Below are 11429 nucleotides of genomic sequence, written 5' to 3' on the forward strand. Positions count from 1 at the left end.
TGAATATATGAAATAATCAGATCCAACGCGACTTGACAATTTAACCCATAGCAGGGGTCAAACCGTAATCTTTGAAAGAGCCAAAACAGGGCAGGTAACCCATAGCAGGGGTCAAACCGTAATCTTTGATAGGCGAACAAAGGGGTCAAACCGTAATCTTTGAAAGAGCCAAAACAGGGCAGGTCTTAAATCTTGATATCCCCCCCCCCTCTCCCCCGTCACCCTTCCTCGTATCCAGTAATCCAGCACAACAGAATGCCTGAGCCCCAATACACAATAGAGCCACTGGATCCCAAGGTGCACGACCGCAGCTCATTCCGAAACGAAGAAAAGGCACTTGAATCGTACATCCAAACTCAGGCTCGAAAAGACGCAAAAGCGCGAGCTTCGACCTGCTTCGTTCTCACCTCAAAATCAGCTCCCGAGAAGATACTCGGGTATTGCACTCTCTCAAACGCATCCATTGATGCAGCCTCGATCCCCGAAGAGCTCAAAAAGCAGCTCAAACTACCGAGCTACTCAAGCATCCCTGCCTCCCTGCTGGGGAGAATCGCTAGGGATACCAGTGCCAAAGGAACTCCTGTTGGTAAGCTATTGATGGCTAGCCTCTTTAAACGGGCTATTAGAACAGCCGACGAAATCGGATCGATAGGCATCATTCTAGACCCTAAAAACGATCGATTGGTCGAGTACTACAGCTCCTACGGATTCAAAAAACTATCGAGCCGCCAGATGCTCCTGCCAATGGACGAAGCTCTGGGCTTCCTCACGAGACACTACCAAAGTTAACGCTCTTCCACCATGGAATCATAGAGTTCCATAGCCTTTTTAAACGCCGCAGGCAGCTCCCTTGGCGGAGCCAGCAACGCCTCTGCAAACTTCAGAGACTCCTCAGCGTTCAGCTTGATTTGCCGTTCTTGATCAATCACTTGCAAAGCCGCTTCGCGGAGACGCATCTTCACGAAGGCCGAAACCGACACCCCAGAAAGCGCCGCAGCCTGCTCAATCAACTGCTTGTCCTCCGGACGAATCCGCGTCGCCAATCTTTCCGTTTCCGCCTTCATCACCATTTTGTACGTCATTACGACACACAAACTCAAGCTCGATCTTTGACGACCACAAACTTACGAGGTAGCTAAAAAGAGCCAACCTTTACCCCCGAATCACTCCAACAACCCAACTCCCACATGAAACGCGCCTTCCAAGCGACACTTCTCCTCCTCGCCCTCGCGACCCTCAGCGTTTCCTTCGCAGCTAAGTTCCAACCCAAGTCTCAATCCCTCCTCGAAAAGCGGGCTGGCTTCCAAACCAAACTCCTTGAGAAGGAAACCATCCCTTGGCCCCTTGAAGCCCCACCAGCGGAGATAGCCAGCCTCGTGCGTGGATAAAAAGGGTCAATCCAATACCTTTGTTACCGCCATTCCCCTACCTAGCAATTCGGCATGAAAGCAGCAGAACAGGGTCAGGGCTTAAACCTTGATGTTCGCCCCACCGCCTCGTCAATCTTCCTCGTATCCAGTAATCCTATACAACAGAATGCCCGAGCCCCAATACAGAATAGAGCCGCTGGATCCTAGGGCGCACGACCGGAGCTCATTTCGGAACGAAGAAAATGAGGTGGACCCGTATAGTGAGACAGGGATTAGCTGAGTTTTAGTTGGTTTCTTTGCTTTGGTTCAGTTGAAGGTTTCACCTCATCCCCATGCGCCCCCCTCAGGGGGCGGCGCCGCTCATGCGGCCATTTTCTCCTCTTTCTCGGATTTATAAACTTCGGCGGGCGTTTTGCCGTCAAGCGAGGAGTGCCGACGGCGGCTGTCGTAGAACTCTAAGCAGGCCTTCAGGCCCCACTTTAGTTGGGCCATCTCTTCGTAGTCCTTGAGGTAGACGTCCTCGTACTTCACACTGCGCCAGAGCCGTTCGACGAAGACGTTGTCAAGGTCGCGCCCCCGGCCGTCCATGCTCACCTTGATCTCGCTGTCGGCCAGTTCCTTCACGTAGACCGACGAGGTGAACTGGCTGCCTTGGTCTGTATTGAAGATTTCGGCACGACCCGACAGCAGGGCCTCTTGCAGCACCGACTTGCACCTGGCGCCGTCCATCGTGCACGAGCTTGACCTTCTCGAAAGCGGCGGAGGCGTTGGCGATCATCTCGTCCTTCCACTGGCTCACCTGATTGGGGCGAACTTCGTAGAGCTGGGCGATCTCATTAACCGTCTTCTCGCCCTTCATTGTCTCCAGGGCGATCTTGGCTTTGGCTTCCGCTGTGAACGTTCTTCTCTTTCATCTCATCTGCGGCTTCGCTGGCTATCAATCCAACCAAGCCCCGCGTCCACTTTTTGGGGTCCCCTTCACCTAAAACCAACACACCCAGAGCTTACGTTTGATAGATCAGCGCTGCCTGCCACTTTTGACTCAAAGGGTCAGTCGCAAGGCGCCTCCTTCAAACCAAAGACTCTTCTTGCCCTTGAAAAAAACACTATCCGCCCTATGAAGCTTCAGGGCTAGTATCGATTCCCCAAACGCAATGGCGACTTGGCAATAAATCAGCATCGCGTTTCTTTCGACAAGCTTTGAAAAACAAGCTTCCCAATTAATTCACTCTTAGAATAATCCAACGTACTCGACCGCTCAAGGTGGTCGCTAGCGCCTAACTCAGGTCTCCAAACCTCCTCTAAACGATCGATTCTAATGTCCAAAATTCCCATCAGCCACAGTTCTCTTCTAACACTAGTCTTTTCCCTCGTTTTCTCGATAGCGAAGTCCTTTGCTGGAACGACCATCCCCGAACCCTACCTAACGCCACTCGGCCAGTACCGCAGCGTATCGGCAACCGGAGCAAATTCCCAAAATGACCAATCTGAGTTTTGGCACATGGGTAACGCGAATAGCACCGCTTTGGTAAGCGGCCAAAACACTGTAACAGCAAGCCAGGTCTCTTCGATCCGAAGCACAACAGACGGAGGCATAGCCGTATTCTTCCGACCCAGCTTGCAGCTATCTTATAATACTTCCAATACCAGCGATGTCGACCCGGCTATGGCGGCGGAAGCGAAAATACTGAGCAATTTCCACGTCGAGGGGAGCGCTCGCTACTATTACTTCGGCGTTCATGGCGGCTACGGTGCAATCTCTTCCTTGTCCGGAAAGGATCAAGTCTTCGAGCTAATCGGTAATAGCGAGGAAGAATCCTTTATCTTCGAATCGGGCACCCTACCTCCGGGCGATTACGTGTTCGCGGCCAGCGCCAGCACCTGGACAAAAGGCGACTATCTCGTTCAAGCTGAAATGAATGTAAACTTAATCGTAATACCACAAAGCAGGTATCCAGACAATTTCCCAATAACAGTGGAGTTGGAACTAAACGAAGCGATCTTCACTGCTGGTGATATAGCCGAAGTGGAACGCTTATCTTCAAAAGGGACCGGCAACCGTGCCATCGAATGGAAAGCCTCCCTCAAAACTCCAGCCGGAGACGCGATAGAGATCTTTGACCTCGGTTCTGACAACGACCTATTCATCGAAGCGGAGGTCAATTTTGGCCCTTTCGTCCTAGTTGAAATTGATGAAAACACGAAAAAAGGGGTTTACCGAGTCGCAAGCAGAGCTATAGACGCCATCACAGGGGAGTTGCTAGGAGAAGACATTGAGTATATATTAGTTCGCTAAACCAAACTCAACGAGAAGATTGCGAGGCAGCTCGATCGCCCCCACCCCGGCGTACTTCTAGTACAATACGAGGACACAGGTTACATATATTCTAAGGAGATGGGTTACACTCCGATATGGCATTTATGCTATGGAAAGAGACCGACCCAACTATCGAAAGAGAACGTCTTGCAGCATTAGCCCAGACCGGGCGATTCACAGCCGGCGAGCTGCACCGAGATTTCGGCATCAGCCGAAAGACTGGCCACAAACACCTCAAGAGGCTACGGCAGCAACGGACGCGAGGGCCTCGCGGATCGAAGCTGCCGTCCGAAGCACATCCCCAACGCCACTGCGACATCGACTGAAGCGTTGAGATTCAAGGAACGCGCCAAGCATTCGACTGGGTGGGCGGGGGGGGGGAATAAGATCCGCGACCCGCTATTGAAGTTCCACAACGTCGAACGGCCTCCACAAGAGAAACTATAATACAGTAATCGGATATACAAATTTCAGATACAAAACATAAAAAGCAAAAGTCAATCCAAGCAGTATCACAGAGAGAGATTTTGATTTGAGTGCAACCTTCTCAAAACCCAGCATCACCTCATGACTAGCATCCGCTGGAGGAGCCCCCCACCCCTTCACTGTTTCCGCTACCGCGACACCAATCCCGATAACAAACAAAAGATGCACGACAACCAGGCTTACCCAACCAAATGCTGATTGCCCGTAAAAAGCGCTGTTTTGATCAGTCAATTCAACATCTATATTACCCTTCTTCTTATTATACAGTGCTATATTATAGTCTAACTTACTATTTTCGTGCTCGATCAGCTTTTCTTGGTATTTTGTAGAAAGCCTTTCCAATTGCGTCGACTCCCCCTGGACAGATACCTCCTCCTCCAAACCATCCAGTTCCTCAAACGCAGCTATCGCACGTTCCAATTTTTTTGCCCCATACTCGAGCAACTGGAGCTGATACGCCTCGTACCTCTTCCTCACTTCGGAACTAACCGGATTCAACTGAGCGAGAAACCGTTGCGTTGGCTGCTTCGTAATTTCATCAACATCTCCACTATTACCCTCTTCCAAGGTCTTCTCGGCATCTCGATCAGAGTTCCCGGAACCCGAACCCGGATCACCCACTTCAGGAGCGAAAGCAAAAGGCAGAAAAAAGGAACTCCTGATCTGCCTAAGCAAGTTCTCAAAATCATTCCCGAAAGGATCCACACCAAAGGGTTCAGGATCACGAATCGACCATTTCCACATATCTTCGTGAGCTCCTTGAATCCGAGAGTTAAACGTCCTCCTAAATTCTTCATCTAAATCGATCGGCACAACTTCCCGCGCTGTTATTCCGTATTCCCCATAGTTAAGGTTTAAACCATTTCCTCCCAATCCCGCAGCCGGAGAAGGCTCAGGGTCCTTGTAAGACCAGGATAAACCACCATGAGACCAAACCGGAAGAGTATACTTGTAGGTCAAACCGCTTTCGAACCTCTCCGGTTGCCACATTTGACCTACGCCCCAGGCCGAATTGGCTATTACACTACTTCCCGTTTCCCAACCGGGTATCGTATACGGCGGCTTCCCTCGACTATAATCTAACATTGTTCCAGAATTGGGACCGTAACCCCATACTCTACTTGCATAAGGTCGATTACCCACACCCACATTCGGCGTCACGGGGATATGCCCCCATCCACCATTCGATTTTCCATATACGTAAACCACATCCGGATTAATGCTGCCAAGACCAGTGACGACCCCCGAATAGCTGGGATCGTAATCCGAAGTTGAAAACGAACTGTAATCGTTCCCTGATCCATTCGTATCAATTAAGATCTTTGCATCCAGAGGAGATTTTCCGCTAAGCTGAGACCAAACAGCAGCAGGCACCACCGCACAGCTAAGCAGCAACCGGAGAACGACGATTGAATAATTCATATACTTAAGATATTATATATTTAGGCAGGCTATATCTGAAAAGATCCAAAATATGGGAGTGATTTTACTGCATAAACCTCACTGATCCAAGAGACTAAATTAAAACTAAATCGAAGCGCCAGCATCCGTGGCAACCACCGGTCACATGCTTTCGAAAACAAACGATCAAAGGCCTCATTCATCAAATACATGCAGGATCCCTGCAAGGAGACCGAATGGCAGCCAAACGCATTCTGCGTCATGGAAAAACGCTTCCATCTCGCCAATGAGACACCTGAAGAGCACCTGAATGTTGGGTTGCAACGTCTCTCCCGCGTATTCACCAATCACTTCAATCGACTTCTCAACGAACAAGGCTACTACTTCCAGGGACGCTTCAAACCCCTTCCAGTTGAGGACATCGACCAGATGAGCAAGCTTTACCACTTTTTTTTAAACTCAATCCCGTCAAATCTGGAATGAGCGAAACCAAAGCCCTGAAAGCTACGCCTTACTCCGCCGTCAGCAAACCTGTCGCGTAACTCTCGCCGAAAGGAAGCAAAGCATCAGCGATTTACGAAACCCTGATCGCAAAAAAGGTAGACCCGTTACAATCTCTTTGCAGCGCTTCACCCAAGGAGACGTCCAAGAAAGAGAGATGCCACTCTTTAAACAAAGTCTAAGTCGGCTTTCTCAAAACCAACCGTGCGGTTCAAACACTGAATAATTAGCCACCTCCTGCAGTCTCCACCTCCAATCATTATGCTAAAAATTATATTTTAATCCCAATTGATAAACTGACTCATCAATTTCATCAAAAGGCAGCCTACCATGAGCATAACTAACAAAATAGTTCCCAGGCAACAACAATGACAACGTATAGTACGTTGATGAGGACAAGCCTACATCTTCGATAACCTCCTCAGGATCGAATTCACTAAAGTACCTGTAAGTACCTTCAACAAATATCCGATCTCCAAACAACTTCCCCACCTCCGATCTGAAGGATGCTGTGAAGCGAAACCTCGAGTAGTCGCTATCATCTCCCGCAAGGACTCGAGGATCATCTTCATCGGTGGGATCAATTCTATCTACCCCAACTAAAAACTCAGGAAATGCCGTACCCCTTGGCTGCCAATCCCCATAACCAAAGAGATAACGGACTAACGCACCAGGATAGTCTAAAACGTTATAGCGCCCTAGGGCCGACCCACTACCCCAACCTTTCGCGAGAACTGAAGCATGCATACCAAATGAATGCCTAACGACCTCGAACGATTGATCACTTTCAATCCCTCCATCAACCTTTAAATCGACATAAAACTGATCAGACAGATTATTCCTAATACCACCGACAAGGTCCCTAAACTCGGAAAGTCTTTCAAACTCTTCTATATGCATCTCTTCTATATCTGCCAACTTCAAGGCGAGTTCGTTGTTAAACTCCGCCTGCTCATCGGTTGACAAAACAGACACTCCTCCAAGCGAATAAAACACACTAAAAGCAAGTTTTCCTTCAATAAAATCATTAGGATTATCATTCGAATCCATTGCTACATCACCCGACGTATCAATCACCAACCCGACCCCACCGAATTTATTTACATCATTCAAAAAATAACGTTTCGAAATATCGCGATTATACTCATAACCGATTCCTAAAACATCAGAACCATGTAAGGTTTTGAAATCAATTTTTAATCCCTTAAGAAGTTCCATAAACCTAGAACTTCGGTTACGGAAGACATTTAACATTTTATTTGCCGCATCTGGAGACTCTTCCACTAAACCCCGCAGCAAAAGATTCACAGCCTCACTCTCAGAAGCTACCGAGTCATCATCAATCGCACGAAGTAAAGGCACTAATAAGCCTAACTGCCTTTCCATTTCTGACTTATTCCCATTGATTTCGCCCTTTACAAGGCTCTGTAAAATCAGAGCTATTGCAACCCAAGCTAAAGTACATTTACAAAATTGGCTCATCTTCTTCATTAAAGAATTTATAACTCACATCATTCACCTCTGAGAGATCATGAATACTTTTCAATTCATCCACCAATATAGTTACCATTTCAGAAACTGCCTGATCTTCGGTTTTTCCGTCCTCCAAACCAACACCAAACTGAGAAATGAACACACTGTGTACCTGCAACGCTATCATTTCAGCCAATGACCTCCTTAGGTCGGCATCAGAAGTCTTGTTAAAAAACACCAGATCAGGCATCAACAGACTTCCAGCCCCAGGAAATAGTGAACGGTGTTGCCTGAGTATATACAATGTTATCCATGTAATGCGATGCGCTGAGTTATTTTTATTCCATTCACTCATAAGCAGAATAGTTGTAGAGTACGAAGTGCAATCACCCTAAAACTCGAGTAGATAATATCGCCGCCAGAACAAATTCCCACCCCACGAACTACGTATTTCCTGAATTAATTGATTGAATGAGAGCGGCTGATCGGGCATGGTATACGCAATCCTCCTCTAGTTTAATCCAATGTCCTACGAAATCCGGGAATCCGATTTCAGGGTACTGCGGGACTTCGGTCGCCACCTTTCCCAATTGTCGCACTGGGAAGAGCTTTCCGAGTGCAGCCTCCTCTACCTGAATCGACTCATACCCAGCGAATGCGTTTGCTGGAACGAGTGGACCCCAGCGTTCACTTTTCTCAGGGATAGCCATGTTACCGAAAGCCATCGCTCACGGATCAACAGTCTCCTCCCCGCCTTAGTGGCGAACTTGAGCCATCATCCGGTCATCGCCCTCTTCGGGTGGAACGGTCTGCTTCCGCGCCCCTACCGTCTCTCCGACTACCAGTGCGACGCCTTCTTTCGCGACAATCCGCTCTACCTGGAAGTCTACCGGCACCTCGACGCCCGCTACCAGCTGGCCTATCCCTTTTGCTCCACGTCCACCACGGAGTTCCTGCTCATCGTCAATCGCCGCCACCGCGACTTCTCCGAGCACGAGCGACAGCTCCTCCGGACCGCCGGAGACATCATCGCCCCCTTCGTTCACCGCATCCACGCCAAGGAGCTCGCTCAACGCCAGGCAGAGATCGTAGCCGCCATCATGGAACGGACCTACGGCCTGCTCCACCTCAATATCCTCAGCCCTGGCGAGCTACTCCTGCTCAAAGAGCTCGCCTCCGGCCAATGCCTTAGCCGTATCGCCGCAGACCGGAACATCCGCCGCGACACCCTCAGCCGCCAGCTTTCCGCTGCCCGCGAGAAACTTAAGCTCACCACCAACAAGGAACTCCTCGCCACCCTCCGTTCCGATAGCCCACTGGAGACAATCGAGCAGATACGATGAGCCTCGGCCACAAAAACGCATATGAAGCGAACGGCACAAAAAGTCCACGCCCTTCAAACAAACCAAGACCGCCGGACCGGAGTTCCAACCTAAGAGAAATAAACATTCTGTCAGGAAGCCTGAGTAAAAGGCTTCCACAAATTGATCCGTGTTTATCCGCGTGAAACGATGACACTATCCATCCTCGGCCCGCTTTCCGCCCTTTGCGGTTAAGTCACATCAAGACCCTAACTCCATTCGCGTTTATTAGCGTCCATTAGCGGTTACAAAAACCTCAGCGTCCTCCCTGTCCGCCGCAACTCCTAGCAACGGCTGGATCGCGGTTAACAAATCCAAATCAAGATGTCCGAAAACGAGATAGCCGAACAAATCGCCGCGGAGTTCCTAGCTGCGGACAGGCTCTCTATCGACATCCATCGCCTCACCTCCCTCTTCGCCCTGCTCGGGCAGCTCGGCTGGTCGATCGCCTCCCAAGATTCTAAGAACCGCAATCGCTATCACCTGTACGGGCAAGCTCGCGACCGCTTCGACGCAGAAAACATTCCGCGCAAGCAACTCCTCGAGCACCTCAACAGTCCCACCGAAAAGCACTACCTGCACGAAAGCAGCCAACTCGTCATCTGGCGATCTCAAGAACCCAGCCCGCTGCCCCAACCGCAATCGCCCCTTACCAAACGCGAATCCGAAATCCACAATCTACTCCTCGACGGCCTCACCCTCCCACAAGTCGCCCGCGAACTCGGCATCAGTCCCCGCACCGCCGAAAAGCACGCCCAGAACCTCTACAAAAAAATGGGCGTCCACAACTACAACGAACTGCTTTTCCGCCACTAAGCTAAGCTCTACCATCACCACCCAACCACGCACAGAGCCCGACCAAGCGCCGCAGAAGGGCTGAACGGGTAACAGCTCACTACTTTCCCAAAGGGAGCCCCCTCCCCCCCCCTCGAAGGCGACGCTCACGCCAGCAGACGCAAATAATGGCGCTTCTTAAAACGCTCGATAGACGTTCATCGAGGAGGCTTGCACGTGAACGCCCCCATTCAAAAAGACCGAAACATCTAACTTGATACCAAGAAACAACCCCCTAGCCTCGCCCTCGAGATCAATTCAAAATTAGCCGAATTCGCTGCAAGCAATACCGAGAGTACCCATGGGGTTTTTAAATCATTTTTTTGGAACAAAGCGACTAGACCTGGACCCATCTTATCTAAAGAAGTGGGACGAAGATGGATACTTCATCCTTGAGGGAGCTTTTTCCGAGCGAGAAATCAATTCATTCAACGATCATGTTGATCGACTATGGAGCGAAAGAAGAAGCCTAGAGCCCCCCATCGTAATTGACTTCTGGGAAGGCGATCTAAACGGGCAGCGCATTCTTTTCAAAGACGCTCCCGAAGGATCCAGGAAATTGGTGCACAAGTTAAACAACCTGTATATAGACTTTGAATGGTGTCGGGACATGTGCCTATCCCCAGTCATCGTAAAGGCTTTGAAAAAATTAATGAGTAGAGATCCCATGATCATCAATTCCTTGATTTTTGAGAAAGGAAGCCAGCAGCCCGACCATTTCGATACTTACAGCATGCCGCCTCCGGAAGGAGGAAATTTGGTCGTGACGTCAATTTGCCTTGAAGATATTCATCCGGATGCAGGAGCTGTGCACTTTTATCCAGGCAGTCACAAGATCCCTCCCTATATATTCTCAGACGGCGGCGTTCGAATGACGGACAGTTCAGAGAGCACCGCCGCAGAAGAATACACGCGTGCCGAACTAAAAAAGCGCAACATCGAAAAAGTCCCGTTCATAGGCAAGAAGGGAGATGTCCTCTTTTGGCACGCTCAACTTTATCACGGAGGCGGAAAAATAGCGAACCACGACCTCACCCGCAAAAGCCTAGTGACTCACTACTGGAGCAACTTCACCCCACCGCCACCCAAAAAATCCCTGAAGCACGCCGAGTCGGCTTACTATATGCACAGGAAGCACCCCAGCCCTTGGACTTGAGCCTAGCTGAGCTTTAGCAGCAACTCCACAGTCCGAAAGACTCAAAGCCCCCCGCAAACACTCCAAACCTCTCCTCCCTAAACCGAAATCGCGTCGTACACCACGACCTTGTCCCAGAGATGTGAATACTTCTCCACGAACTCCTTGTGCAAGGGATGGAATTGATAGGCGTCTTGCCCTTCCACGCTATCGAAAAAGAGGATCTCCGAGGCGCTGAAGCTATTATCCACTACCTAGCGCTTCTCCGTACTCGCCGGCACCCCCACATGAAGGCCCTTGACCGAGGGAATTCGAGCGAGGCCACGAATCCCCTCCAGCAGCATTTTCAAGTCCCCCTCGGAGTCCGGGCGCTTTAACCAGAAAAAGACGTGGTGAACGAGCTTGTGGCTGGCGTCCAACTCCTTGCCGGATAGAGCAGGAAGCGCAGAGGCGGTGCAGAGGGCGGCAGTCCCCATGAGGAATTTTCTTCGGTTCGGTTGATTCATAGAGCTGGTTATCATGCAGCCGCCAAGAGAGATCAACTCGATAGA

Annotated in this window: 13 protein-coding genes and 1 pseudogene; 7 read left to right on the forward strand and 7 right to left on the reverse strand. The window is 50.0% G+C overall.

Translation table 11 applies throughout. The features are described 5' to 3' along the window. The first annotated feature begins 255 nt into the window (after positions 1 to 255). Complete coding sequence (locus QEH57_RS18030) at positions 256 to 789, forward strand: hypothetical protein (RefSeq protein ID WP_309008169.1); 534 nt, start codon at positions 256 to 258, stop codon at positions 787 to 789. Here QEH57_RS18030 and QEH57_RS18035 read toward each other — a convergent pair. Further along, a complete protein-coding gene (locus QEH57_RS18035) occupies positions 786 to 1082 on the reverse strand; it encodes a DUF1778 domain-containing protein (protein WP_309008170.1) in 297 nt (98 codons plus the stop codon). The two genes, QEH57_RS18030 and QEH57_RS18035, sit on opposite strands and share 4 nt — an antisense overlap. A gap of 105 nt (positions 1083 to 1187) precedes the next feature. Here QEH57_RS18035 and QEH57_RS18040 point away from each other — a divergent pair, with 105 nt between their 5' ends. Beyond that, positions 1188 to 1388: a hypothetical protein gene (locus QEH57_RS18040; protein ID WP_309008171.1), complete on the forward strand. Its 201-nt coding sequence runs from the start codon at positions 1188 to 1190 to the stop codon at positions 1386 to 1388. Between the two features lie 342 nt (positions 1389 to 1730). On the opposite strand, the pseudogene QEH57_RS18045 reads toward QEH57_RS18040, so the two are convergent. Continuing rightward, positions 1731 to 2060: pseudogene (locus QEH57_RS18045) on the reverse strand (integrase core domain-containing protein); the annotation flags it as partial. 628 nt (positions 2061 to 2688) lie between these two features. On the opposite strand from QEH57_RS18045, the gene QEH57_RS18050 reads away from it, so the two are divergent. Then, positions 2689 to 3666: a hypothetical protein gene (locus QEH57_RS18050; RefSeq protein WP_309008172.1), complete on the forward strand. Its 978-nt coding sequence runs from the start codon at positions 2689 to 2691 to the stop codon at positions 3664 to 3666. A gap of 462 nt (positions 3667 to 4128) precedes the next feature. Here the strand turns inward: QEH57_RS18050 and QEH57_RS18055 are convergent, their stop codons facing one another. Further along, positions 4129 to 5595, reverse strand: a complete 1467-nt coding sequence (locus tag QEH57_RS18055) for a hypothetical protein (RefSeq protein ID WP_309008173.1) — start codon at positions 5593 to 5595, stop codon at positions 4129 to 4131. 240 nt (positions 5596 to 5835) lie between these two features. On the opposite strand from QEH57_RS18055, the gene QEH57_RS18060 reads away from it, so the two are divergent. Then, positions 5836 to 6057, forward strand: a complete 222-nt coding sequence (locus QEH57_RS18060; protein WP_309008174.1) for a hypothetical protein — start codon at positions 5836 to 5838, stop codon at positions 6055 to 6057. Between the two features lie 282 nt (positions 6058 to 6339). On the opposite strand, the gene QEH57_RS18065 is transcribed toward QEH57_RS18060, so the two are convergent. Together QEH57_RS18065 and QEH57_RS18070 are read right to left on the reverse strand one after the other, a co-directional pair. After that, complete coding sequence (locus QEH57_RS18065; protein ID WP_309008175.1) at positions 6340 to 7566, reverse strand: hypothetical protein; 1227 nt, start codon at positions 7564 to 7566, stop codon at positions 6340 to 6342. Next, entirely contained in the window at positions 7541 to 7903 is a 363-nt protein-coding gene (locus QEH57_RS18070) for a hypothetical protein (protein WP_309008176.1), read from the reverse strand. The genes QEH57_RS18065 and QEH57_RS18070 overlap by 26 nt, the downstream gene beginning before the upstream one ends. Before the next feature lie 169 nt (positions 7904 to 8072). Here QEH57_RS18070 and QEH57_RS18075 point away from each other — a divergent pair, with 169 nt between their 5' ends. The 3 genes from QEH57_RS18075 (at position 8073) to QEH57_RS18085 (ending at position 10899) form a co-directional block, all read left to right on the forward strand. Then, on the forward strand, positions 8073 to 8891 hold the full coding sequence (locus QEH57_RS18075) for a hypothetical protein (protein ID WP_309008177.1): 819 nt from the start codon (positions 8073 to 8075) through the stop codon (positions 8889 to 8891). A gap of 342 nt (positions 8892 to 9233) precedes the next feature. Further along, a complete protein-coding gene (locus QEH57_RS18080) occupies positions 9234 to 9725 on the forward strand; it encodes a helix-turn-helix transcriptional regulator (protein ID WP_309008178.1) in 492 nt (163 codons plus the stop codon). Between the two features lie 319 nt (positions 9726 to 10044). After that, positions 10045 to 10899, forward strand: a complete 855-nt coding sequence (locus QEH57_RS18085; RefSeq protein ID WP_309008179.1) for a phytanoyl-CoA dioxygenase family protein — start codon at positions 10045 to 10047, stop codon at positions 10897 to 10899. Positions 10900 to 10976: 77 nt separating this feature from the next. Here the strand turns inward: QEH57_RS18085 and QEH57_RS18090 are convergent, their stop codons facing one another. Both QEH57_RS18090 and QEH57_RS18095 read right to left on the reverse strand, forming a co-directional pair. Next, positions 10977 to 11129, reverse strand: a complete 153-nt coding sequence (locus QEH57_RS18090) for a Dabb family protein (protein WP_309008180.1) — start codon at positions 11127 to 11129, stop codon at positions 10977 to 10979. A 3-nt stretch (positions 11130 to 11132) separates the two neighbouring features. Beyond that, a complete protein-coding gene (locus tag QEH57_RS18095; RefSeq protein ID WP_309008181.1) occupies positions 11133 to 11384 on the reverse strand; it encodes a hypothetical protein in 252 nt (83 codons plus the stop codon). Between the last annotated feature and the right edge of the window lie 45 nt (positions 11385 to 11429).

The organism is Pelagicoccus sp. SDUM812005, from assembly GCF_031127875.1.
GTDB lineage: Bacteria > Verrucomicrobiota > Verrucomicrobiia > Opitutales > Opitutaceae > Pelagicoccus.